The sequence below is a fragment of the Fodinibius sp. SL11 genome (assembly GCF_052060035.1).
GTDB lineage: Bacteria > Bacteroidota > Rhodothermia > Balneolales > Balneolaceae > Fodinibius.
Genome location: NZ_JBPOEA010000013.1, coordinates 55,765 through 81,059 on the forward strand (window position 1 = coordinate 55,765; position 25,295 = coordinate 81,059).

Below are 25,295 nucleotides of genomic sequence, written 5' to 3' on the forward strand. Positions count from 1 at the left end.
AAAAGTCTGAATTATGTAAGTTGGCAAATATTGCTAAAACCTTTCAACCTCTTTGAAATCAACTTTGATATTATGAAACGATTGCTGCTCTTTCCTTTGCTCATATTTTTTGCATATCCACAGGATATGCAGGCACAGGATCTTAGAATTGATCCCCAAATGTATGAGATTATTGATGCGGTCAGTGCGGATCAATTGGAATCAGATATACGAACGTTAGCTAATTTTGGAACGCGGCATACGATGTCAGATACGTCGTCATCAGAACGGGGCATTGGTGCAGCTCGCAGATGGATTAAGCAGGAATTTGAGAAGATTAGTCAGGAATGCAGTGGATGTCTTGAAGTGCACGAGCAGCGCACGCTGGTTGAGGGGGATCCTGAAAGTCGTATTGACGAAGATACATGGGTAGTAAATGTGTATGCTGTTTTGAAAGGCAATACGCACCCTAATAGATATGTGATTATGAGTGGGGATATTGACAGCCGTGCTTCAGATATAATGGACGAAGAGATCGATGCCCCCGGTGCCAACGATAATGCATCGGGTATGGCCGGAGCAATAGAGGCAGCGCGGGTGCTGTCCAAGTACGAATTTGAGAGTAGCATTATTTTTGCCGGACTTTCGGGCGAAGAACAGGGACTCTACGGTGGACGTCACATGGCGGAAATGGCCAAGGAAGAAGGCTGGGAAATTATTGGCGTTCTCAATAACGATATGATCGGGAATATTCGGGGAATTGATGGTGTGGTAGACAACCGTGAATTTCGCATTTTTTCAGAGCCTTATTCTTCGCAAGCTACTGAGCGTGAATTACAGATGAAACGCTTTTTTGGTGGAGAAAATGATGGTATTTCGCGTCAGCTTGCCCGTTATATTTATGAAACGACTGAACTTTATATGCCCCGGATGGATCCCATGCTGATTTATCGCCTGGATCGCTTTGGTCGCGGTGGTCATCATCGTCCGTTTAACGAAGCCGGTTTTGCCGGGGTTCGCATCATGGAAGCCCACGAAAATTATACGCAGCAGCATCAGGATATTCGTACCGAGGATGGCATTGAATATGGAGATGTGATTGAACACGTCGATTTCGACTATGCCAAGAAGCTTACGGCAGTGAACGCTGTAGCAATGGCGTCGCTGGCGAAGGCTCCCCCTGCACCGAAGAATGTAGAAATAGGTGGTGCCGTTGAACCTTCAACTACGCTGCGTTGGGAAAGACCGGATAATGACCTTATTAAAGGATATAAAATTTACTGGCGACCAACGTCTGAATCGCTTTGGGAAAGTCAGCGATATGTAGGCGATGTTAGTGAGTTCACCCTCGAAAATATCGTTATCGACAATTACTTATTTGGGGTTTCTGCGGTTGGAAAAAATGGACACGAAAGTGTGGTTTCATATCCATCCGGATTAATTCGTGATTAATTTTTCAACTATGGCCATGGCAGGGCTCATTAGTGCTAAATTACGGAGTATTAAAATTCACCTTTTTTGATTCCACTTGTCGCAAGTGCAGCGGCAGGATGGTAATTTCTTTGCACTTACTAATTCATCACAAAAAAAATAGAAAACCATGAAAAAACGAATATTCTCTATTTTAATAGCGGTTATAGCTTTGTTGTATTGTGATAAAGCTGTAGCCCAGTCCGATCTGTTTACGCTCGAGAATGTCTTTGATCTGGAATACGTATCCGATACGCAGATTTCACCGGATGGAAAACAAGTGGTCTATCAGCGTAATTTTATGGATATAATGGAAGATCAGCGGCGCTCAAACTTGTGGATAGTGAATACCGACGGAAGTCGGCATCGTCCGCTAACATCAGGTAACAATAATAACTTTTCGGCTCGTTGGTCGCCCAGTGGAGATCGCTTGTTGTTTGCCTCCACACAGAGTGGTTCCAGCGAACTGTATATACGCTGGATGGATACCGGTGAAACAGCTAAGATTACCAATCTGACGCAATCCCCGCGCTCTATAAGCTGGTCTCCTGATGGGAAATATATTGCCTTTACAATGTTTGTCCCCGCCAGTGAAAAGCCGATGGTATCGCTGCCCGGCAAACCCAATGGCGCAAACTGGGCCGATCCCGCAAATGTTATTGATGATCTCGAATATCGCCGTGACGGGTCTTCCGGCTTTGTAAAAGATGGATTTACGCATGTGTTCGTTATACCCGCTGAAGGCGGAACCCCTCGACAAATTACCGAGGGTGATTACAATCACAGTTCTCCTGAGTGGACGGCTGACGGGGAGCATCTTATCATATCATCCAATCAAAAAGAAGATTGGCAGTATAAAGAACGTGATACTGAGCTCTATAAAGTTTCGGTCGATGATGGAGAAATGGTGCAGCTTACGGATCGGCGCGGACCTGATTATGGGGCACAAGTTTCGCCTAATGGGCAACAGGTAGCTTATCTTGGGTATAATGATAATATGGACAGTTACCAGCTTAGCAACGTTTATGTGATGAACGTGGATGGTTCCGGGAAGCGAGCATTGACGAATAATTTTGATCGTAGCGTGAGCAACCTGCAATGGACTGATGACGGAAGCGGACTCTATGTTCAGTATGATGATGAAGGCAATGGAAAAGTTGGATTTATTGCATTGAATGGTTCTCAAAGTGTGCAGAAGATTTTGGATGATCGAGGTGGTACCACCATCGGACGTCCATACGGAAGCGGATCATATACTGCTTCAAATGGCAAAATCGCTTATACCTATGCCACGCCGTATCATCCGGGAGATGTGGCGGTGACCGATCGTAATGGTAATATGAATCGGTTAACGAAGGTGAATGAAGATCTGTTTGGTCATAAGACACTGGGTGAGGTAGAAGAGATTTGGTACGAATCATCGTATGATGATAAGTTGGTTCAAGGGTGGATTATTAAGCCCCCAAACTTTGATCCTGATAAAAAATATCCGCTGATCTTGGAAATTCACGGCGGACCACACACCAACTACGGCAATCGTTTTACGGCTGAGCTGCAGCTGATGGCTGCCGCAGGCTATGTTGTCGTTTACACCAACCCAAGAGGCAGTACCAGCTACGGTAAAGCCTTTGGTAACTATATCAACAAGAATTATCCCAGCGAAGACCATGATGATCTGATGTCGGGCGTAGATGCAGTGATCGACAAAGGATATGTTGATGCCGATAGCTTGTATGTCACCGGTGGTAGTGGCGGTGGGGTACTTTCGGCCTGGGCTATTGGTAAGACCGATCGCTTTAATGCTGCCGTTGTAGCCAAGCCGGTGATTAATTGGTACAGCTTTGTTCTTACTTCGGATGGGTCTTCCTATCATAAATACTGGTTCCCGGGTTTTCCATGGGAAAATCGCGACCATTATATGGATCGTTCTCCTATTTCGCTGGTGGGTAATGTGACAACCCCAACGATGTTGTTAACGGGCGAAGAAGACTATCGCACCCCTATGTCAGAAACAGAACAATATTACCGAGCATTACAGCTGCAGAAAGTGGAATCAGCGATGGTTCGTATTCCGGGTTCCGGTCATGGTATTGCCAGCCGCCCAAGCAATCTGATGAGCAAGGTGGCACATATTTTGGAATGGTTCGACAAGTACTAATTGTTACATAATATAAATTTATCTAACAGCCCCGGTGGGATTTACTCATCGGGGTTTTTATTTGGGATAATTTCGAAGGATTTTTCTTTCAATGAAGCATTGTCACTGATATCTTCAGCACCTTTTAAAAAGGATCTATCAATAAAGTTCTCGAAAAATGTATTTAACTAACAGGATTGCTATATCTACACTTACTTTATCAATATTCATCTCACTATTGTTTTTGGGGATATATACTAACAGTCAAGCCCAAGAAGCTGAAACCCTGGATACCCTGATAGTTTCTAAAGAGGTAATTATATCATCAAGCCGGGTACCTCAAACGGCTGCCGGATCGGGTCGCAATATCTCAACTATTTCTGCCCCCATGATGGAAACTACTCCAGCTCATACTCCCGACGAAATGCTGCGCTATATCCCTGGGGTAGAGGTGCAGTCGCGTGGTGCGTTTGGTACGCAATCAGATTTTAGCCTTCGAGGAAGTACGTTTTCGCAGGTACTGGTACTGGTTGATGGAATGAGGATAAACGATCCATTGACGGCACATTTTAATTCCAATATTCCGGTTGCTCCGGCCGAAATTCAGCATATTGAAGTATTGCATGGTCCGGCGGCCGCACAATACGGTGCTGATGCGGTTGGAGGTGTTATCAACATTATTACGCATACTTTTGGCAGTCAATCAAATGAGAAGAAAACCAATGCTCACATTAAAGCAGGATATGGCCAAAATAATTTAAAAATGGGCCGTGGCGGGTTTTATCACAGCGCTGAAAATTATCGCCTCAGTGGAGGTGGGATGTGGCACCAGAGTCCGGGACAGCAGCTGGCTGATGACTATAAAAATCGGTTTAATATTGCCAATGGATCTATTTCAGGTGGCATTAAATTAAACAATAAATGGGATTTGGCGCTTCGAACTGGTTATGATTACCGAGATTTTAATGCCCGCTATTTCTATACTGCCAGCCCGTACGATGATGCCACCGAAACCGTATCGGCATGGTGGAATCAGATACGGCTGCAGCGATCATCCGAAAGTAGTATTACAACCCTAAAAGGGTCGCTAAAGCGAAATAGTGATGAATATATCTTTAACCCTAATACGCCGGCCAACGAGCACACTACAACGCTGGGTTCGTTGCAGATGTATCAATATAGAAAGTTGGCGGCCGCTTGGGATATTACCTTCGGCGCGCAGTTGGAAAATCGAAGTATACGTAGTACCGACCGAGGGGATCATAACAATTGGCATTACGCAGGGTTTACGATGTTGCAGTGGAAGCCGACCAATCCAGTCACAATTTCAGGGAGCCTGCGACTGGATCATGATGAAAATTACGGTACGGAGCTAATGCCTCAGCTAAGTTTTTCGTACCACCAAGAGCGATGGATTTTGCGGGCTTCGGGTGGTCGTAGTGTTCGGGCCCCCAGTTACACGGAGCGATTTATTTCAACGAATCTGGCCGGCCCCCTGGCGGAGGGACGTAATGTCGGAAATCCCTGGCTACAGGCTGAGCGAGCATGGTCCGGAGAAACAGGTATGGATCTATTTCCGTGGAAAAATGTTCGCTTTTCAGCAACGGGATTTGTCCGAGAGTCAACCGATTTAATTGACTATGCCCTTACAAATACTACTCAAATTAGAAATAATGAAAATCTGCAGGCCGGCGGAAATTATCTGTATGCCCAAAACATCAACAACATAACGACAGCGGGTGTAGAAACGGAACTTTCTGTGAGCCAAGACCTGGGCAATCGCTGGCTGGTTAGCAGTACAATAGGCTATGCTTTTACCGACTTTTTTGGGGATGACAATGTAGCCTCAAAATACATCGCAAATTATGCTCGACATCTGGTAAATGGAATCCTAAGCGTTAGCCATGGACCGATGGAGGGGACGATAAGTGCAGCCTGGAAAAAGCGGGAACCTTCCGCCAACCCAAATATTGGGGCTTTTAAGTCGTCAATTTACAGCTTGTGGAATCTGAAACTCAATTATGAGATCACGCCACGAGTGTCACTTGGAGTACAGGTTGATAATGTGTTTAATCAGGAGAATCAGGATGTCCTTGGCGCGCGTATGCCGGGACGCTGGGCGTTGGGAACAGTAAGTTGGAGATTATAAACTGATTTTACAGGAGTAGGAGGATTTAAATTTTAGATCCTCGTAGTAAAATACTGCGGGGATCTTTCTTTTTTATAATAGTATTATCATCGCATTTCTGTGGCTGGGGTTGGTAATTCCTCCACTGGTGGACGGCCCATTATACCACGCTTATTGTGCAGGGATTGGATTTGGCACTGCTGCTGCCATTGAGTTTGTTGGAGGGATCGCCATTTCGCAGCTATTTAATTCCGGGATTCATTCTTTTAACTGTGTTTGGAGTATATCCCTTGGTTGTTGTATTATTGTATCATCAAAAAGAATGGGCTTGGCTGGGAGCACTATCAGTTAGCATAATGTTGATAATATGGATAGTTGTAGAAGTTTAAAGGTCGGCTATCATGCTGATCCGCCGTTGCAGCTCATTTATGGAGTCCTTGGTGTTGTTGTACTGGGTCTAACACAAACATCTTCGGTAAAAGGTCTTTGTCATACAAGGTCATGACCTAAAATATTGGAACCAATAGTGGCCGGTTGCATAAATTAATAGGGGATTATTTGTTAGTAATCCCCTATTAATGAAGCTGTGAAATAATGTTGTTTATTGATTCTTTCTGTTGCTCATACGCCAACCTCTCCAGACAGGAAATCCGTTTTTATCTCGAAGTTGCAGCGTCATTTGATTCCGTTTTATTGTAGAGGCAATAAGAGCAGGTTTGTTTTCAAATGTAACGCGTGAGCCGGTAACAACAACCTGATCACCTTTCTGTATTTTTTCTTGTTGCTCTAAATACCAAGCAGGTCCAAGGTGAACCGGGATGGTCTCGTTATCGGTTTTGATGGTCATGTGAACGCCCATCTGATTGGCTTTAGCCTTACTGGCCTGATAGGTAATATCTGTAACTTCACCCTCAACAGTTTCTATGCTCGAGGTATCGAATTCCCGATTATACATCTGCTTTTGCATCTTTTTCCCGGATCGCTGCTGCGCAAAAACAGTGGTTAGGAGGGGGGTAATTACAAAAAACAGGACGATATTTATTAATGTTCTTTTCATAATGATTATGTTTGATATAGTTGATGTTTTAGAGTTTTATACTCCATCCTAATCCTACGCTAAAATCCGAAGCTGATTCGGTTAGCCCGAATGAAAGATTGGAGTTAAGACTCATCTTATTAGAAGCTTGTAGGGTGAGTCCGGTTCCTACTGTTAGTGGGGGATCAATTTCATTAATAATTTCTGTTATCCCGGAGAAAGAGACAATACCCATCCATTTGCCGTCATGGAACGACTGTCCCAAGGCTGCGCTGTAAGTTATAATATTGTTGAAATCGAGATCGTCCATATCTCCCAGTTTCCAGAACATCCCGTTGGCCAGAAAAAGCGTTTGTGCAGTGATGCGTTGTGACCAAGATAAACCGCCTCCCAAATCCCATTTGCCGGTACCAAAACCTTTTTTGGGATTAGCAAGAGGGATCTTGACGCCTGCATGGGCGCTAATGGCAGTGGTTCTGTTCTCCGTTGAAAAAAGTTCTGTAGATGCGGACAAAGAGGGGTCTCCAAAGTTAGTCTGGGTATAGGATAGGGTATCAGCGGTACCTAAATCGACTTTTCTATTCCCCCTTCTTTTACTACCGTTTGCGCTATTACTAATCATACCGTTTTTGGGACCGCCGGTAGGTAGTATTCCAGTGCCAACATTCGAAACCCATGGAGTACTTTGAGCGATGAATGGAACAGATATAGAGAAACTGATTTTATCTCCCGAAATCCCCAAGCCATTATTGAAATAAAAACTTCCGGTTCGTTCGGTAAAATAGTATGAGCCGGTGGAATATTGCAGGGACCCCATATATCGGACTTCTTGTCCGTACGAAATCCCTGCAGAAATAATCAATAATATTGATCCGCTTAAGATAAATAGCGCAAAATAAAACGGTTTCGTAAGGAAACCAGCATTAATCATTTTCGTTGAGATCTGCTGTTTTTTGTTGGTGCATACGTTTCGTAAGTCGTTCCATGGTTTGCACAGCATCTTCGGCCTGTTGCGACATTTCACCGAGATGTTTCTGGAGCTGCTCCATTTCTTGTCGCATCTCCTTGTCCTGCATCATGTCTTTGTTTTGCATCATCAAATCGCATCGCTCCGCAGCATTTTTCATATTGCCAAGTGCCATATGGACTTGTTCATTAAACCGGTACATCATCTGATAACGGTTCTTCATTTGTTCATCCTGAACTTGCTTCATCTGTCTGTTCATTTCTTGATTCATCCTTTGTGTGCGTTCCAGAAGATTATTCATTTTCTGGGTCATCTTTTGCATCTCCTGCATCTGTTGATGCATTTGCTGCTGTCCGGTTTGTTGAGCAAATAAAAGCGGTGCGCTCATCATAAGTAGTAACGTTGCCAAAAGTAGTTTTTTCATGATGTAGTATTATTATGGTGGTTGAGATTGTTGCTATGGTAAAAGGTGGTTGTTTATAAGGTCTCAAGAAGTGCTGATTCCACATAATGTCTTGCAGTAGTTATACTTACGAAGGTGTAAGGGAAAACCTTATTTGTCAGGACTTTTATACGAGCGTTGATTTTTATTGTACATTTACAAATATATTAGGATGTGAATTGCGGGATTATTAACAAATCAATAAATAAAGAGAGGGTTGTTATGAATAGATTGGTGCTATGTTTAATAGGATTAGGATTTGCTTTGAGTATTGCAGGGTGTATGTCATCCAAGCAACAGGAGGAGAAGCCCCCACTGTTAGATCGAAATTTGTTTTTTGGAAATCCGGAAATTTCAGGGGCACAAATATCACCTGATGGTGATTATGTAGCATTTCAGAAGCCTTATAAAGGTGTGATGAATATTTGGGTTAAGGAAACTGGAGCTGATTTTGAAGATGCTCAACCCATTACGGCTGATACAACTCGACCTGTCCGCGGATATTTTTGGAGCAAAAACAGCGATTATGTCTTGTATGTACAGGATAAAGGTGGGGACGAAAACTTCAATATTTATGCGGTGGATCCTTCTGCAGAAGTTGGTGATCTTGGAGTACCTTCGGCGCGAAATCTGACTGATCTTGAAAACGTACGTGCCCAGATATTGGCTGTGCCCGATGCCACACCCAACGAGATTATTGTAGGACTAAACGATCGTAACCCACAACTGCACGATGTATACCGATTAAATATAGAAACCGGTGAACGAGAACTTATACGTCAAAATGACCAGGGCATTGCTGGATGGGTCGTCGACAACAATGGAGAGTTAAGATTGGGGGTTCGTCAGACTCAGTCGGGTGGTACCGAACTGCTTCGGATTGATGGAGACGAATTGGTGAAAGTGTTTGAAGTGGATAACGAAGAAGCGCTGAACCCTATTCGATTTCATAAAGATAATGAGCAGGTATATATGGCTACCAACAAAGATCGAGATCTTAACAGCCTTTTTCTGTTCAATCCCCAGAACGAAGAATTGTCGCTTGTTGAATCCGATCCTGAAAATGAGGTCGATTTTAATGGAGCCATATTTTCAAATGAAACACATGAATTATTGGCAACTACGTATGTGGGAGATCGTTTGCGGGTTTATCCCAAAGATGAGCAGTTTAAGCAGGATTATGAGTTTCTAAAATCGGAATTACCGGATGGGGAAATTAATTTTGGAGCCCATACTTCCGACGATCAAAGGTGGATTATCAATATTGAGCAAGATGTGGACCCTGGTTCAACCTATTTGTATGATCGATCTGATCAGACACTGGCAAAACTGTATGAATCTCGGCCGGAGTTGGAATCCAATCACTTGGCAGAGATGAAGCCTATTCGATATCCCGCACGTGATGGATTGGAGATTCCGGCTTATTTAACAGTTCCAAAAGGCTATGGAGAAAAAGGTTTGCCTGTTATCGTACTACCGCACGGCGGTCCTTGGGCGCGAGACACCTGGGGCTATAGTCCAATGGTACAATTTTTAGCCAATCGAGGATATGCTGTCTTTCAGCCAAATTTTCGAGGGTCAACAGGTTATGGGAAAGAGTTTTTGAATGCTGGTAACGAAGAGTGGGGCACCGGTTATATGCAGCATGATATTACTGATGGCGTTAAATATCTAATTGAGGAAGGTATTGCAGATTCATCAAGGGTTGCCATTTACGGAGGCTCGTATGGCGGTTACGCTACCCTTGCAGGTCTGGCATTCACCCCTGATTTGTATGCCGCAGGTGTTTCCTTTGTTGGGCCGTCAAATATTATCACCCTGCTCAATTCTATTCCACCTTATTGGGAACCCATTCGCAAAATATTTGCTGTGCGCGTTGGAGATCTTGATGATCCTGAAGATGTTGAACGGATGAAAGAGCAATCGCCGCTTTTTTCTGCAAGCCAAATTACAGCCCCACTAATGGTCATACAGGGTGCGAACGACCCCCGGGTCAAAAAGCAGGAGTCCGATCAAATTGTTCAGGCTCTTCGCGAGTTAAATCGAGAAGTGCAATATATCGTAGCTCCTGATGAGGGGCACGGTTTTGCCGGTGAAGAAAATAGAATTGCGGCTTACGCTGCAATGGAGGAGTTTTTTGCCAATCACATAGGGGGACGATATCAAGAAGATATGAAGCCGGAAATTGAACAACGATTAAAAGAAATAACCGTAGATATTAGCACTGTTAATGTGGAAGGGATAGAAGATTAATCTTCTATTATACTAATTGTGGTCAGACAAGTAGCTGTTTATACTATCCTTGAAATAAAAAAGGCGATCTCCAAAAGAGATCGCCTTTAATAATTTATCTTTCGTTTAAGCCTTAGTTGTTTGGCTCATACTGATAAGGATTTAACGGATGTGATTCTGCACGTCGGTTTTTACGGCAGCCTTTCTCTTCCGTTTGATCCATACACGGTTGAGGCGCTTTTCCTAATCCTCGTGATTCAATACGATTTCCGGAAACGCCATTTTCAATATAGAATTGTTTAACTGATTCTGCACGGCGCTTACTGAGACGCAAGTTATACTGATCGCCACCAACATGGTCAGTATAAGCATCAATGCGAATTCGGAATTTAGGAGAGTTCATCAATTTCTTGATGTTCTCATTCAGAATTCGTGCAGCAGTCTCGTCAATATTAGACTTGTCAAAGTCAAAGTTTATAGTTCTAAGATCATCCTTTTTGATATAAGGCGGATCGTTGCTGTCATTAGGGTTGGTGCCCATTTCAATCTCTTGACCATCGGTAAAACCATTCCCGTCAGAGTCAGCGTTATTAGGATCAGTACTATATTTATTGACTTCATCACCATCGTTGATGCCGTCATTGTCACTGTCAGCATTTAATGGATCAGTATTGTATTCGTTAACTTCCTCACCATCAGTTAAGCCATCGCCATCAGAATCTGCTTCAAGCGGGTTGGTTTCATAGGAGTTAACTTCTTCACCGTCTTCAAGGCCATCACCATCAGTGTCGGCATTGTTGGGATCGGTGTCATATTCATTGATTTCCTCGGCATCAGTAAGACCGTCATCGTCACTGTCTGCTTTTAATGGATTAGTATTATGTTCATTCATTTCTGCCCAATCACTCAGACCGTCATCATCAGTATCAAGCGACCGGAGGGTCTCTTCATCTAATGATTGAAGGTATGCTAAATCACGGTCAGAAGGAGCTCTGAGTTCTTCGGTACCGGCACAGCCTGTGAGCAATGCCATCCCAAGAAACACGGAAGATAATAGTAGTATTAATTGTTTGTTAATCATCGTGTTACGAGTATAGGTTAAAAGTTGATTTGTGATGAATTGTAAGATAGAGTTTTCCAGAAGAATTATAAATACCTGTTAAAACTATTAGCTACAATATGTTATGTAATATAATCAAAAACAAAATAAAGTTAATCAGATAAATGAGTGTAAATTTCGAAAAAAGTTCTTTATATTCACCAACTCTTAAATGGGGCTATAGCTCAGTTGGCTAGAGCGCTTGCATGGCATGCAAGAGGTCCGGGGTTCAAGTCCCCGTAGCTCCACTTTTTTGTTTTGCATTTCTGCTAAGAACCACATTTCTTGACTAACACTGCTTCATACTTGTGATGGGGGCAAATGTTCCAAGTCTTTTAATTAATATTTAAACATCAAGAGATATTAATTGAATAACAAGCGTTGTTGGTAAAGGTTGCGATAATTTCGGGAGGTAATATATGTGGTTAGGACATATCAAACAGGTTTGTGGTCTTCTGGTTTTTTTATTTTTGATGGGTATTGGGAAACCAGTTTTTGGGCAACTTACCTTGAATTTTGAGATCGATGAAACGCTTGAAAATTCTCAGGCCATAAATGCCCAATCATTGTTAGCTAATGATTTAAGAGGGCCAACCTTATATCGGTTATCACTTCAAAATGAAAATAGTTCGGAGTATTTAAACAATCTTTATTTGCGTGTAGTCATCGAATCAGATAAAATTGGCAGGATTTTAGAAGTTCGTCAAATATCGGGGCGTCCGTTTAGTTTAGATCCGGGTCAGCAGGTATTTGCTAATAATAACAATTCAGGCAATGGATTACCCGGTGTTGAGGAGGTAATCCTTTTCGAGCGTAATTTTACCGAACGTGGACGAAACTTTTATAATGAACTAAAGGGATCAACATCATTACCTGCCGATCAGTATCAGGTTACGGTAGAAATATATCAGGGATCAGTGAATGGAGAATTGCTCGCTTCAGAAACTGATGAGGTTGGATCAAGCTTGGTCGAAGATACGCGTGATTTTTATTTGCTTTCGCCCGGTGATGAGCTTGGATCAGAAACAGTAATTTCAAGTAGCTATCCCAACTTTCAATGGCAGGGTGGTTCCTCAGCTGTTCGTTATCGGTTGGTGGTCGTAGAATCAAAAAACAATGAAAGTCCTCAGTCATTAATGGAAGGGGCTATGAGTACGGATCCCATTCAATCATTTGGTTCGAATGGAGGAGGTTCACTGTTAGATTACGAGATGCTGGATGTTCTTGTTGATGGTTCTGGATATCAGTATCCCAGTTCAGGTGTGCAGGATTTGGAATCCGGAAAAGATTACTTTTGGCGGGTAATTAGTCAGCTTGAGACCAGTGGAGGAGTTGAAGAAAGAGAATCTGAAATTTGGAGTTTTAGGCTGGCCGATTTGCAGAGGTCATACGGAGACCAACGAGCCGGAGAAACTGTGAGGGCACTGCAGCGTATTTTAGGAGATCGATTTGAAGAGGTTCGACAAAATGGTTTTTCATTTGAATCTATAGAGATTGGGGGACAGAGCTTTCGGAGTGGGCAGGCTGTGCAGAAATTGAGAGAGCTTGTGCGCAAAAGTGAGCAGGGTGATGTATCAATTGTGATAGAAAATTGATAATTGTTATGAAAAGGGCATTAAAATATTTTTTACCGCTATTGATAATAGGTGCTTTGGGCATGGGAGCACATATTTATGATGCCAGTGATCGCCCCTTGGCTTTTGTACAAAAGTTTAAGCCAAGTGTTGCACTCGAAACAAACGGAGAGCTTATCGATATTCGGGAGCGGGGTAAGCCGCTTTTTGATGGAGATACCTTACGGACGAATCAGAATGGGTTTGCTTTGGTACAGTTTATGGATAAAAGTATGGCTAAAATTAAACCTGATTCTCGTTTAATTGTTCATGGAGATATTCAGGATAAGCAAAATACGAGCACTCGCATTGGGCTTGAGTTGGGAGAAATATTACTGAATGTCACGGATCAGGGAGCACAGGATTTTGAAGTAGCTACCAATTCATCGGTGGCATCTGTGAAGGGGACAACCTTTGGTGCGACGGTTGATGATTATTTCTGGGTGGAAGAAGGAGAGGTGGAGGTAACATCTAGCCAGACAGGCCAAAGTGTAACGTTGTCTGCAAAAACGTATGCTCAAGTCCAAGAAGATGGCTCTATAGAATCCGGGGAACTCACAGACGAGGAGCTGGAGGAAAGAAATGGAGAGTATTCTGAGATGAATGAGAAGCTTGAACCGACGATTTATAAAGTGCGTTTCACAAACGAAAATGGAGAAGAGAGAGTCATTGAAGTAAAAGTGTTTGAAAACGGAAACTAAAAACAGTTAGTCGTACAACCGGTGAAAGGGGTAGTATTCGTTAGAAAGATAGTATTGTTTATTTTTTTTACGGGGATAGCATGTCTCGAAGTAGAAGCATTTTCTATTTCTGATACGAATCCCGTACAACATCAGAAACCCACCCTTGTTGAACGCAATACCTCCTTTGAGCTACGTTTTTTGGCACCATCAGTTAATGCGGGTGATGTGGCTGATGCTTATCTCTTTTTTAAGACAGATGGCGACATGGGCTATCGCCAGAAAAAAGCTGCTCTTGTTTCTTCCAACTTTTTAACAGAATTAACGATAGAAGATGAACAGGCAAGTGAGCTGGAGTACTATCTGCAGATCCACTTGAATGATGGTAAGACTATAACCTATCCAAATAATGATGGTTCTGTTAGTCCATTGAGTGTTGATATTGTAGACCCCCAGAGAAGTGGGCGGCAGCGTATAGTAGAAGAAACAGGTGTTGATTATACCATCCTTTCACCTGATCCAGGGACAACCGTTTCGAAGCAGGATGTGGTGATAGCACTGACTTTATTTTACGATCCCGCAGAAATTGATACCTCGGCTTCTTTCCATATGTATGTTGACGGGGAGGATATAACAGAAGAGGCAAATGCCAGCGATTATTTTTATACGTATTCTCCCAGTAATTTGTCAATGGGACAGCATAATGCCGAATTTAAATTAGAAAATGCAGATACTGCTTATGTTCTGGCCGATTGGAATTTTTCGGTAATTGAACCCGGCCAAACAGTAAGTGCTTTTACCGGTGAAAAGCAACAGCAGAGTTGGATGCCACAGGGTAATGTAGAGCTTCGAGCAAGAAATCAACAAGTGGGTGGGTACCCCAACGATGCCTTAAGTGGCAATGTCAGAATTTCTGGTCAAAAAGGGGATATCTCATATTCGGCCTTTGGATTACTGACAACGCAGGAAGATCCACGCTTACAGCCCCAAAATCGCTATGGCCTTCATTTATATGTGGGGAACTGGCTTGAGCTTGAAGCAGGCCATGTCTATCCAACACTAAATACATATACTATCGCTGGTCAGCGTATGCAGGGTGTTAATGCGGGGTTTTATTTCTGGGATGAAACTCTGAATCTGCAGTTTATCTACGGGAAACTACGTCGGGGAATTGATAATATTTATGATGAAATATCTGTTGAAGAACAAACATTTGGAGATGTCCAAGAACCAATGCGTTCATATACATTAAATACCGATGACAGTGGGACATTTCAGCGAGAAATTGCCGGTGGACGTATTGGGTTTAAGAAAGATGATCGATTTAAGATTGGGCTTAATGTGATAAAAGTTGAGGATGATACCAGCTCAATTCGTCTCATTGATGATTATAATGATGTAATGGAAGTGAATCCCAATCTTGCTAACAGCCTTAACAGTCAACAGCAGCAGATATTAGGAAATAATCCTGAAGATCTTGGTGTAAGTGGAAACCCAACACCAAGGGGGAATTTTGTAGCTGCCTCAGATATCGAAGCTCAATTTGATAATAATCGTATCCAGTTTGAAGCTGATGGAGCGGTGAGCTTGCTTAACCAAGATATTTCGGATGGCACATTAACGCAACAGGCCGCCGATCGCATTGGCTATGATATTGACGAAGACACAGAAAACTTACTCGATCGTCTTTCTTGGCTTATTGTCATAAATGAAAATATGGAAACGTTACCCATTCGTTTTGATGAAGGGACGACGAATACTTCAGCAGAGCTGTTTTTTTCAACAAGCATTTTAGCCGGACATTCTCAGTTGGGGCTTAGTTATTTTAATAACGATTTACGCCTGCGTTATCGTTGGGTAGGGCCGGGATATAACTCCCTGGCTAATACTACAATCCGTAAAGATATTGCCGGTTTTTCTATAAGAGATCGTGTTCGATTGTTTGAGAATCAGATATACCTGACCCTGGGGTACGAAAATCTGCGAGATAATGTTGTTAATAACAGGGATGCCACAACAAGTACTGTAAATTACCGTGGTAATGTAAGTTGGTATCCTGTTAATCAAGATTTACCAAGAGTAAGTTTGGGTATTAGGAAACGTACCCGGGATAACGAAGTAGAGTTGAATAATCCTTTGGTTGCAACCTTAGATGGTATATCGGAACAGGCAGCTGTGCAGAATATTATGATCCAGAATGGAGATACATTGACTGTGGCCACTCCAAGACTTTCGAATTCATATCAGTTTACGGCATCGATTAGTAAGGAATTTTCACTGTTGGGGACTAACCATAACGCCAGTGTTAACTATTCGTTGTTGAATACTTCCGATGAAGTATTTGAGTATGGAGACACCCAAAGTCAAAGCATTTCGGCGCGAGTAGTTAACCGATTCCAGAATTTGCCGCTACAAACAAATATTGGGTTTAATTATAATAATTCAGAAACATCTGGTGGTCTTAACGATGTAAAAATAGCGGGTGTAAATATTGGCGGAAGTGTGTTTTTGTTTGATGATAAGCTCAATATCGAAATGTCGGTAGCTTTTACTAAAAATCGATCGGAGTCGATTCCATTAGTTGTTAATGATAACGGAACGCCTCAACAGTCGTTTGATGATTATTACATGGCAGCTACGGCCGGTGAAGGATCAATAACAGAAAGCAATTCTTATATTGTAAATACACGCACTCGATATAATCTAAATCAGAGACATTCCTTTCTTTTGGATTTTAAATATTCGAATGTTCGGAATATGCTCTCATCCTCAATAACCTATCCGAATGATCATCTGATGCAACTTCGTTATATCTTTAACTTCTGATTATGGCCGAATCCCAAAAGACATGGAAAAGCACAACAATCTTATTGGGACTGCTGCTTGGAAGTTTACTTGTGACGATACTATTAGCCTTTTCTACTCCCGTGATGGAGCTCAAGTTAGATGTCACTGATCAGCTGTTCGAATTGCGCGGTCCTATCGCCATTGAAGATTCTTCTGTAGTTATTGTTTCCATAAGCCAGCAGGCTGACCAAGAGATACCATATAAATATCCATGGCCCACAAATTTACATGCAAAGCTTGTTGAGCATTTAAATGAAGCCGGAGCCAAAGCCATCGGATTTGATGTCCTTTTTGATAAAAGAGACAACTATAATCTTGCTAACGATTCAGCATTTGCAGATGTGATTAGCAAATATGGTAATGTTGTGTTGGGGTCTAATATTCAAAGCACAACACAAGGTCGAGGACAGGGAAGCCGGTCGTCATCATTAATGCTCATAAGGCCGAATCGCGTATTGCAAAAAGCAAATAATAGTAGAAGTGGTATTGTTAGAGCTCAATATGATTCTGACGGTTCAATTCGAAAATATATTTTAGGCTTGGAGTATAATGGTCAGCAGATGTATTCGCTTGGGTTGGAATTGCTGAAGTTATATTCTGATATCGACTCTTCTCAGATTAATGAAACAGATGAGCATGTCAGTTTTGGGTCATACGAAATTCCCAAGTTTGGAGAACATCTGATGACCATTAATTACTATGGTCCTCCTGGCACATTTCCCCGGCATTCGTTTGAGACCGTTATTGATGATTCATCTATTGTTCTTGCTTCGGAAGATTCAGCGTTCCAGATAAACTCATACTCTGATCCTGATTTTGGACTGAAAGATACAGATGTTTTTAAGGATAAGATTGTGCTGATTGGTGCGACGATGCCTGAACTTCAAGATCTGCATGCAACGCCCTTCGCTGAACAGGCTTCCATGCCCGGTGTCGAAATGCATGCGAATGCTATCCAGACCATATTATCAGCAAATTATATTTATCATATAGACCCCTGGATGAATATAGTTCTATTAGTCATTGCCATTGGAATAATGATTTTCGCAATTCGTCGGCTTTCAGGATTATATGGTTTTGGACTCTATCTGCTCTTAATCTTATCGGTTGTTGGTGTTACCATCTGGATGTTTTTCCAGTTTAATGTGGTTATGGATGTGGTTGCGATGCTTACGGCGCTATCAGTGGGATATGTTTCTACGCAAAGTTATCGGTATATCATGGAGCAACGCGAGAAAAGGCGTATTCAAGGATTGTTTTCATCCTATGTTTCTCCAGCTATTGTGGAAGAGATGGTGGAAGGAGGCAAAGAGCCCGAATTAGGAGGCAATGAAGTATATATGACTGCCTTTTTTAGTGATATTCAGTCGTTTTCAACTTTTTCCGAGCAGATGCCCGCCAAGACACTGGTAAGGCTGATTAACGAATATCTGTCGGCTATGACCAACATAATCCGCGATCGTGGGGGCACACTGGATAAGTATATCGGGGATGCTATTGTGACCTTTTTCGGTGCCCCGATTCCCAGCGAAGATCATGCCTATAAAGCGTGTGTGGTGTCTCAGCTCATGCAGTATCGACTTGAAGAACTGCGCGAAAAATGGCGAAACGAAGGAGAGCAATGGCCCGAAATAGTACATCATATGCGTAATCGTATTGGGATTAATACAGGTGTAATGGTAACAGGAAATATGGGATCTGAAAGCCGTTTTAACTATACTATGATGGGTGATAATGTAAATCTTGCCGCTCGGTGCGAAAGTGGTGCCAAACAATTTGGAGCTTATACGATGGTTACGTCCGCTACTAAAGAAGAGGCCCAAAAGTTTGGGGATCGCTGCGTATTCAGGTATTTGGATCGCATTGTGGTAAAAGGTCGAACCGAACCGGTGGAGGTGTTTGAGATAATGGGGCTTCGTGATAAACTTTCTGATGAGAGCTTTAGCTGTAAAGAAAAATTCGAGCAGGGAATGGAAGCGTATGAAAGCCGACAATGGGATCAGGCTATCGAATTATTTCAAGAATCTTCAGAGTTGGAAAGGTTTGTCCCGAACGATGATTCCTTCATTTACACCAATCCTTCCTTGGTATACCTGAACCGCTGCGAAGTGATGAAAGAAAATCCTCCTCCTGAGGATTGGAACGGTGTTTATGTAATGAAATCAAAATGATATTTCAGGCTAATTTTGTTTGCCAAATACCCAATGAAAACCGTATCTTTGAACTTCGAGGGTAGGCCCTACGCAGCCAGCTCCCTCTGAACTCCGTCAGGACCGGAAGGTAGCAGCGGTAGGAGGTTGTAGCGGCGTGATGTAGGTCGCTTACCCTCTCTTTTTTATCTCATATTTTTTTGCTGAAATATGGGCATTCAGCTTTGAACAAGCAGAGGTTTTACCACAAATGTGGTTGTTCGAAATTATAGATCAGATCTTATTGTCGTTTCAGCCAGAAATTCGCAGTTAAGGTCCAGAAAGCTCTACCTGCTCCCCACATGGGATGATCTCTCCTATAGGCTATAGCAACTTTTTCTCAATATCACCGGCAATATGTTCAGCATGGATGCGGGTATTCTCAATGAATAATTTGCTGGTATCCATTCCACCACAGACTACACCGGCAACATACATTCCCTTGCGATTCGTCTCGAGGTTTTTCTCATTATATACGGGCATTTTATCTTCATCATCGGTGAGATCAATACCAAAGCTGGTCATCAAATTAAAGTTTGGCTTATAGCCAGTCATTGCCAGCACAAAATCGTTGGCAATGGTTTTTGTGCCACCGGGCGTATCCAAGACTACTTCATTTTTTCGTATTTCTTTTACCTCAGTATTAAAATAGCCGGTAATTTCCTCATTTTTGATGCGGTTCTGTATATCAGGCTTAACCCAGTACTTTACGGATTCTTTAATTTGCGAATCGCGAACAGCTAATGTAACATTGGCGTTAGTACGATAGGTTTCCAAAGCAGCATCTACAGCCGAGTTGCCGCCGCCAATGACAAGCACATCCTGCCAGGCATAGGCATGAGCTTCATCGTAATAGTGACGAACCTTATCGAGATTTTCACCGGGAATGTCCATCATTTTGGGCACATCATAAAATCCGGTGGCAACTACAACTTTTGACGCTTTATAGTTGTCTTTATCTGTTTGAACCGTGAAGTTTTGATCTTGGCCGGAAATATTTTGCACTTCCTCATAGAGATGAATATCCAGATCATAGCTTTCAGCGGCGCGACGGTAATACTCAAGCGCTTCGCGACGTGTTGGTTTCGAATTGTGAGAGATGAAAGGTACATCTCCAATCTCCAGTCGCTCGGAGGTGGAGAAAAAGGTCATATCTTTAGGGTAATGGAAGATGCTATTGACCAAACAGCCTCTTTCAATAATTTTTGCAGGAATGTTCCTTCGTTTCAGTTCAATAGCGGTGGCCAATCCAATAGGGCCTGCACCAACAATAATAACCATGAGTAGCACATTAATTATTCAAAATTTTGACTGTTAAAATACAGCATTTAACAAAAGGTAGCCAAGATCAGTTTATGGAAATAACCGATAGCTGAGATAATCAGAGTTTATATATTACTGCTCAGGTAGTTTTCGATCACAAAGTTCAGCCATCCCTTTGGTTTGCTCCAAAACCCTACGTGTCCCCCCTCTTCGGTAATAATGTAATCGGTATTTGGATTTTGGTTAATCTTGGCCAGAGGTATTGCCTCGGCGGGACATAACGGATCTTCTTTGCTGTGGACAAGCAGGGTGTCAGTTTTAATCTCATCTACAAAACGTCGGGCTGAGCATTGTTTGTAGTAATCTTCGGCTCCATCAAAACCGTGAAGGGGGGCTGTTACCTGATTATCAAACTCGTAAAGGGTAGATCCATCAAAGGTAGGTAAACCTGGAATGCGTTTTCTTTTTTGATCGAGTTTGTCACGCAAAGTGCGCAGAAAATGATATTCGTAAATACGATGGAACCCTTTTGAAAGTAAGATTGAACCAATCCGTAAATCATAGGGGACTGATACAGAAACGGCTGTTTTGACCAAACTTTCTTCTCCGGTTTCTCCCAGGTACTTCAACAAAGCATTACCGCCCAGCGAAAAGCCGACTGCTCCAATTTTTTTATCCGGATACTTTCCAGAAATCCAATTGAAAACGGTTTGGTAATCATTTGTTTCTCCGGAATGGTAAAACCGTGGTTGTTTATTGGGCTTTGATCCACATCCCCTAAAGTTAACCCCTACAATTGAATAGCCGTTGTTAATCAATGTTTTCATCAACTCAACCATGTAGTAACGATTGGTTGAGCCTTCGAGTCCATGGAATAGCGCAATGATGGCATCTGACTCAGGTTGTATATGATAGTCGAGCTCCAGAAAGTCCTCATCAGGGGTCGAAATTTCTATGTGACTTAAAGGAGGTTGGTTGGTATCTCCAAGCAAAGACCGGCTGATAGTATGAATATGACCGCTAAAGCACCAGGATGGTGCTTGTAAATCGGGGACATGTCGAAGATTTGTCTTCATGGCTACTTATAATTCAGGAAGTCTGAAATTATTGTATCATGTGATTAGGGGGTCTTTATCTTTGTTATGGGGATGGTTTGCGAGCCCCGAGTTGTTTCAAGACGTATAAAATAAACACCACTACTTAAATTACGTGCATTTAGTGTTAAAAAGTGTGCGCCTGCATCAAGGTCGGTATCAGCTAACTGACGAACGTTACGTCCCAACACATCAAAAACGGTTAAAGTTACATGAGAGTCTTCGTTTAGGTCGAAATGGATTTCGGTTTCTTCATTAAAGGGATTGGGATAATTTTGAAAGAGTCTGGTCTGCTGAGGAATTTCATCTGCGGTAGCCCGCCCGATGGGCGAAACTTCAAAAAGGTTACGTGATCGAGCTTCGGAAATTTGATCCCGGAGTTCATTCAAATCATCTCCGAAAGCATAGATAAAACCTACAGTAATATCAGCCCCAGGGTTTAAGGTGTAGGGTCCTGAACTGGTGACGGCTGAGACATCGGAATTTTGCACAGTGGTGCGAACCGTACCGGCTGTTAGCGATGATTCCTTTTCGTTATCCGAAAAACCATCGTAGATACCAAACGTAACCGAGTCCTGCCTGGCTTCTACTGCATTATCGATAGCAAGAGCTCCTGAAAGGGGGCCCAGATGTGCAACGGCAACGATGGGTTGATTGCTTGATGAAGAGGCATCGGAAATATAGAGCAGGCTGTCGCTTTCACTATATTCAATAGTATTGTTCCCCGGGTTAGCACCTATATCCCAGTCGTTAAATAACCCCACATACATATTTTTCATGGTTAAAAATTCAGATGGATTACTGATGGTATATTTAACAAAGACGACATTGCTTATGGCCGGCTCATCATAGGCCAAGGTTTCCAGTTCGATCGTAGCTCGTCTCGCACTGTCATTCAAAGTGGTAAAATAGGTAGATCCTCTTAATCCGTTTCCATCTTCAGTTGGGTTGATGGCAACAGCATCAAGAGGAAGAAAGTCGCGGGAAACGTTTCCATTTAATGTGCGAACGGCATCAAAAAGTTGTTCGTTAAATTTCATAATAAGCCCGCCCTCAAAGAGTAGATTATCTCCTTCGGGAAAGCGGGGGATAAAGCCTACACCGCCACGACCGGCCATGGGGTCGGAAAACCCAAACGTGCCCTCAGCTCCAAACGAAGTTTTAACATTATTGGCTGCAATAATATCAAAAAACATGTCTTCATAGATGAGCGCTTTAAAATCGTCATACCCTTGGTTTTTATCTCGAAAATTTAATCGGAAAGTCGGTATTTCGGTAAGGTCAAAGTCGTTGGCAATCGTAATTGGAAAACTTAAATCAACAGTGTTGCCTGTAGCGAATGATCCCAACTGCTGCTGTGAATTTTCCAGTTGTACTTCACTGTCATTTAGTGATAAAAGTTCTAATTCAAGATTAGAGGTGGTATTCCCCACATTGGTAAGGGTTACCTCAATCCTTCCTTCTTCGCCCAGTGAAAGTTTGTTTCCTTCACTATCAACAAATTTTTGAGAAACCACTTTTAAACCGGGTTGGTTGGTATTGAGCGCTTTGTAGGCATCAATAGAACCATGCCCAAGTTGATGTTCGAAATTGGGGTTTGAATCATCAATATAGCGGGCAGACGTGCGAATTTGCATGCCGATGCGCTGGGGGCCCCAATTGGGATGCACATCTTTAACAAGTACGGCAAGCCCACTTACGATAGGGGCAGACATAGAAGTACCTGATTTAGAAATATAGGGGTCAGGGTTACCAGTTGTATCTGTGCTGAGAATATCTGTCCCGGTAGCGAGTACATCCAGATTATACCCAAAATTTGAATAGGAGGCTCGATTACCATTTGATTCTACGGAACCCACAGCAAGTGTCCTGTTATAGCGAGCGGGATATCCCGTTCTGCTGGCCTCATTACCTGCCGCTGCTATAACGAGAGAACCCATTTGCGTAGCAAGATTGATAATATCTTCTTCGGCCTGCGAAGCAGATCCACCACTCCAGCTGCAGTTTATGATATCGGCTCCGTTATCAGCGGCATATAAGATACCCTCGTACCCAAACCCAATAACGTCGGCAAAGTTTGGAGCTCCGCCTGTTTTGATTGGCATATAGGTAGCATTATAAGCGGCGCCGGCAACCCCATCACCATTATTCGTTTCAGCTGCAGCAATGCCGGTTACATGTGTGCCATGATCAGTAGCATCATGGATGGGATTGTTATCTTGGGTAATGTTTTGACCATTACCACCTGACTCCCAAAAATCCCAGCCAAAAAGATCGTCCGTAAATTCATTGTTGTCATTGTCGATATTGTCTGTGAAATCAGAATTACTATGCAGAGCATCTTCCAAGGTAATATTTCCATCGCCATTATGGTCAGCCCCATTTTGTTGAAGATAAGTCTGTACTTCTGAAGCTGTTACCTTTGCATCATTATTTTCATCGGCTTGGGGAAAAACGGTGTCCGGAATTTCATCTTGGTTTATCCAAAGATTATCGTTTAGCTCGGGATGCGTATAGTCAACCCCGCCATCTACTACGGCAACTATAATATCTCGAGAACCTTGACTTAAATCCCAGGCATCGGTGAAGTTGTGGGCCTCAACGAACTTCTGGATTTTAGGATCATTGGGTTGGGTGCTCATGTGCCGAATATATCGAGGTTCGGCATAGGCTACGCCAGGCATTCTATTAATTTTGGAAGCGAGTTGTGCCGGATCAATATTATGGCTAAAAATAACTTCTTCGATACGGAGAACATCATTTGCTGCCGGTACCCGTTGGGCTTTAACGAGCTGCTGCGTTTTGGATGAAAGGAGAGGACGGCTGATTTGGGCACCATACTGATTAAGTACTTGCTGCACTTCTGCCTTGGGATTATTGCCGATCTTGTTTTGAATCTGCTGTAGCTTTTGGTTGGACTCATACTTTATAATGAGCCGATTGGGGAAATAATCGGTTTGCTGTGATTGGGAAATCCCCAACAAAGGCATTAGAAAAAGGAAAGTAAGCAGAACTGTTAATAACTTTTCAAACATGGGGAGATAAATAAAAAGTGCAGTTTATTGACAGGCACAGGTTACTAAAATCGTATTTTAAAATAGTATATCAGTTTAAGCACGTATATCCAATTTGTTGCTATCCGAGCAATAGCATAGTGCAAACACATAACCTATAACAGGCAACAATAAAGATTTAATTCAGTTATTGTAACTGTATAATTAATTGGGCAATTTTAGACGCCACTGAATGTCCGTTTTAATCGTATATCGTAATAAATTAACGCACAATGAATAAGAAGGTATTTGTAAGGTCTTGCAAGGTACTAACATCTGCATTGTTAGTACTTTTGTCGGTAAGTGTTTTTTCTAATGTTGTATTTGCTCAGACGCAAAATTCGTCAGATAATAACGGGATTCGCCCTCTAAATTATGATGTCGGAATCCACGGATTGACAGCCAATACCCATTGGCTCAGTGATCTGTATTATAAGGGTAATAGCGATTCATTAAGCTTTGACGGCAGTTCGGAGCTTGAGTTTGTATATCGAAATGTACGTACCATGTTTCCACGTCTGGGAGTAGGTTATCAGGTAGTAACCAGCTTTTTTACGGATGGTGAAAATGCTGATTTTGGTATAGGAAGCTGGGGCGTTGGACCTATTGTTCGGGCTTATCCCTTTAAAACTGATAGATTGCAGCCATATGTGCAATTAAACTCATTATTTGGCAATAATCTGGCACTGGGGCCCTTGTCAAATACCACTGAGGATTACGGATTTCGTGTCCGCTTCGGAATGCGTGCCGGGGTAGCAGTACGTCTAACCAATACGCTGGGTCTATTTACTGAAATAGGTTATGACTGGGAAAGCAATCGTCTTTTCAAATCCGACAGTCGAAACTTACAAGCGAATATTGGAATTGACTATTACCTGTTTAACTAAGCACTAAGCAAGCAGGGTTTATACTAATTATTGCTGAGATCGTCATGGGGGCGTTTTAGTGAATCTGGTATATCCTGCTTTTCTTCCCGAAGGCGCTGTATATATTGCTGACGTTTGACAGCGCCACGTCGTATCCCAAAATAAGTGCCTAAGAAAGCCGAAAAGATAACGGTGAGTAC

General features: G+C 42.5%; 16 protein-coding genes, 1 tRNA gene and 1 other RNA gene. 11 read left to right on the plus strand and 7 right to left on the minus strand.

Annotated features, from left to right (window positions below; translation table 11 throughout):
* Window positions 1-72 precede the first annotated feature (72 nt).
* The 3 genes from ACQ76V_RS12880 (at window position 73) to ACQ76V_RS12890 (ending at window position 5,735) form a co-directional block, all read left to right on the plus strand.
* Window positions 73-1,431 (plus strand): M28 family metallopeptidase, encoded by a 1,359-nt coding sequence (locus ACQ76V_RS12880; RefSeq protein WP_441000914.1) that lies wholly within the window; start codon window positions 73-75, stop codon window positions 1,429-1,431.
* A gap of 148 nt (window positions 1,432-1,579) precedes the next feature.
* Window positions 1,580-3,607: a S9 family peptidase gene (locus ACQ76V_RS12885; protein ID WP_441000915.1), complete on the plus strand. Its 2,028-nt coding sequence runs from the start codon at window positions 1,580-1,582 to the stop codon at window positions 3,605-3,607.
* A gap of 157 nt (window positions 3,608-3,764) precedes the next feature.
* Window positions 3,765-5,735 (plus strand): TonB-dependent receptor plug domain-containing protein, encoded by a 1,971-nt coding sequence (locus ACQ76V_RS12890; RefSeq protein ID WP_441000916.1) that lies wholly within the window; start codon window positions 3,765-3,767, stop codon window positions 5,733-5,735.
* A 580-nt stretch (window positions 5,736-6,315) separates the two neighbouring features.
* Here the strand turns inward: ACQ76V_RS12890 and ACQ76V_RS12895 are convergent.
* From ACQ76V_RS12895 to ACQ76V_RS12905, 3 genes are all read right to left on the minus strand, one after another.
* Window positions 6,316-6,771 (minus strand): DNA-binding protein, encoded by a 456-nt coding sequence (locus ACQ76V_RS12895; protein WP_441000917.1) that lies wholly within the window; start codon window positions 6,769-6,771, stop codon window positions 6,316-6,318.
* A gap of 28 nt (window positions 6,772-6,799) precedes the next feature.
* Window positions 6,800-7,612, minus strand: a complete 813-nt coding sequence (locus ACQ76V_RS12900; protein ID WP_441000918.1) for a transporter — start codon at window positions 7,610-7,612, stop codon at window positions 6,800-6,802.
* A gap of 61 nt (window positions 7,613-7,673) precedes the next feature.
* Entirely contained in the window at window positions 7,674-8,141 is a 468-nt protein-coding gene (locus ACQ76V_RS12905) for a hypothetical protein (protein ID WP_441000919.1), read from the minus strand.
* Window positions 8,142-8,381: 240 nt separating this feature from the next.
* Between ACQ76V_RS12905 and ACQ76V_RS12910 the strand changes: the two genes are divergently transcribed.
* Entirely contained in the window at window positions 8,382-10,412 is a 2,031-nt protein-coding gene (locus ACQ76V_RS12910) for a S9 family peptidase (RefSeq protein WP_441000920.1), read from the plus strand.
* A gap of 112 nt (window positions 10,413-10,524) precedes the next feature.
* Here the strand turns inward: ACQ76V_RS12910 and ACQ76V_RS12915 are convergent, their stop codons facing one another.
* Window positions 10,525-11,472 carry an OmpA family protein gene (locus ACQ76V_RS12915; RefSeq protein WP_441000921.1) on the minus strand — a complete coding sequence of 316 codons (948 nt, stop codon included), beginning with the start codon at window positions 11,470-11,472 and terminating at the stop codon, window positions 10,525-10,527.
* Between the two features lie 192 nt (window positions 11,473-11,664).
* Here ACQ76V_RS12915 and ACQ76V_RS12920 point away from each other — a divergent pair.
* The 6 genes from ACQ76V_RS12920 (at window position 11,665) to ffs (ending at window position 18,960) form a co-directional block, all read left to right on the plus strand.
* Window positions 11,665-11,738, plus strand: a tRNA-Ala gene (locus tag ACQ76V_RS12920).
* A gap of 171 nt (window positions 11,739-11,909) precedes the next feature.
* Entirely contained in the window at window positions 11,910-13,085 is a 1,176-nt protein-coding gene (locus tag ACQ76V_RS12925; RefSeq protein ID WP_441000922.1) for a hypothetical protein, read from the plus strand.
* Window positions 13,086-13,093: 8 nt separating this feature from the next.
* Window positions 13,094-13,804, plus strand: coding sequence for a FecR family protein (locus ACQ76V_RS12930; protein WP_441000923.1), 711 nt, complete (start codon window positions 13,094-13,096; stop codon window positions 13,802-13,804).
* A 54-nt stretch (window positions 13,805-13,858) separates the two neighbouring features.
* Window positions 13,859-16,609 carry a hypothetical protein gene (locus ACQ76V_RS12935; RefSeq protein WP_441000924.1) on the plus strand — a complete coding sequence of 917 codons (2,751 nt, stop codon included), beginning with the start codon at window positions 13,859-13,861 and terminating at the stop codon, window positions 16,607-16,609.
* Between the two features lie 2 nt (window positions 16,610-16,611).
* Window positions 16,612-18,801 carry a CHASE2 domain-containing protein gene (locus tag ACQ76V_RS12940; RefSeq protein ID WP_441000925.1) on the plus strand — a complete coding sequence of 730 codons (2,190 nt, stop codon included), beginning with the start codon at window positions 16,612-16,614 and terminating at the stop codon, window positions 18,799-18,801.
* Window positions 18,802-18,860: 59 nt separating this feature from the next.
* An RNA gene (gene ffs, locus ACQ76V_RS12945) (signal recognition particle sRNA small type) lies at window positions 18,861-18,960 on the plus strand.
* 183 nt (window positions 18,961-19,143) lie between these two features.
* Here the strand turns inward: ffs and ACQ76V_RS12950 are convergent.
* The 3 genes from ACQ76V_RS12950 to ACQ76V_RS12960 form a co-directional block, all read right to left on the minus strand.
* Window positions 19,144-20,100, minus strand: coding sequence for a YpdA family putative bacillithiol disulfide reductase (locus ACQ76V_RS12950; protein WP_441000926.1), 957 nt, complete (start codon window positions 20,098-20,100; stop codon window positions 19,144-19,146).
* Between the two features lie 107 nt (window positions 20,101-20,207).
* Window positions 20,208-21,158, minus strand: a complete 951-nt coding sequence (locus ACQ76V_RS12955; protein WP_441000927.1) for a YheT family hydrolase — start codon at window positions 21,156-21,158, stop codon at window positions 20,208-20,210.
* Window positions 21,159-21,202: 44 nt separating this feature from the next.
* A complete protein-coding gene (locus ACQ76V_RS12960; protein WP_441000928.1) occupies window positions 21,203-24,211 on the minus strand; it encodes a S8/S53 family peptidase in 3,009 nt (1,002 codons plus the stop codon).
* A gap of 251 nt (window positions 24,212-24,462) precedes the next feature.
* Here ACQ76V_RS12960 and ACQ76V_RS12965 point away from each other — a divergent pair, with 251 nt between their 5' ends.
* The gene (locus tag ACQ76V_RS12965; protein WP_441000929.1) at window positions 24,463-25,116 is read left to right on the plus strand and encodes a hypothetical protein; all 654 of its coding nucleotides are present in this window, start codon (window positions 24,463-24,465) and stop codon (window positions 25,114-25,116) included.
* The last annotated feature ends 179 nt before the right edge of the window (window positions 25,117-25,295 follow it).

What these genes read in the sequence shown, in the direction of transcription:
- ACQ76V_RS12910 (WP_441000920.1), top strand. Translation starts at nt 8,382, where the DNA reads ATGAATAGATTGGTGCTATGTTTAATAGGATTAGGATTTGCTTTGAGT.
- ACQ76V_RS12885 (WP_441000915.1), top strand. Translation starts at nt 1,580, where the DNA reads ATGAAAAAACGAATATTCTCTATTTTAATAGCGGTTATAGCTTTGTTG.
- ACQ76V_RS12940 (WP_441000925.1), top strand. Translation starts at nt 16,612, where the DNA reads ATGGCCGAATCCCAAAAGACATGGAAAAGCACAACAATCTTATTGGGA.
- ACQ76V_RS12930 (WP_441000923.1), top strand. Translation starts at nt 13,094, where the DNA reads ATGAAAAGGGCATTAAAATATTTTTTACCGCTATTGATAATAGGTGCT.
- ACQ76V_RS12880 (WP_441000914.1), top strand. Translation starts at nt 73, where the DNA reads ATGAAACGATTGCTGCTCTTTCCTTTGCTCATATTTTTTGCATATCCA.
- ACQ76V_RS12965 (WP_441000929.1), top strand. Translation starts at nt 24,463, where the DNA reads ATGAATAAGAAGGTATTTGTAAGGTCTTGCAAGGTACTAACATCTGCA.
- ACQ76V_RS12955 (WP_441000927.1), bottom strand. Translation starts at nt 21,158, where the DNA reads ATGAAGACAAATCTTCGACATGTCCCCGATTTACAAGCACCATCCTGG.
- ACQ76V_RS12950 (WP_441000926.1), bottom strand. Translation starts at nt 20,100, where the DNA reads ATGGTTATTATTGTTGGTGCAGGCCCTATTGGATTGGCCACCGCTATT.
- ACQ76V_RS12915 (WP_441000921.1), bottom strand. Translation starts at nt 11,472, where the DNA reads ATGATTAACAAACAATTAATACTACTATTATCTTCCGTGTTTCTTGGG.
- ACQ76V_RS12890 (WP_441000916.1), top strand. Translation starts at nt 3,765, where the DNA reads ATGTATTTAACTAACAGGATTGCTATATCTACACTTACTTTATCAATA.
- ACQ76V_RS12895 (WP_441000917.1), bottom strand. Translation starts at nt 6,771, where the DNA reads ATGAAAAGAACATTAATAAATATCGTCCTGTTTTTTGTAATTACCCCC.
- ACQ76V_RS12925 (WP_441000922.1), top strand. Translation starts at nt 11,910, where the DNA reads ATGTGGTTAGGACATATCAAACAGGTTTGTGGTCTTCTGGTTTTTTTA.
- ACQ76V_RS12905 (WP_441000919.1), bottom strand. Translation starts at nt 8,141, where the DNA reads ATGAAAAAACTACTTTTGGCAACGTTACTACTTATGATGAGCGCACCG.
- ACQ76V_RS12960 (WP_441000928.1), bottom strand. Translation starts at nt 24,211, where the DNA reads ATGTTTGAAAAGTTATTAACAGTTCTGCTTACTTTCCTTTTTCTAATG.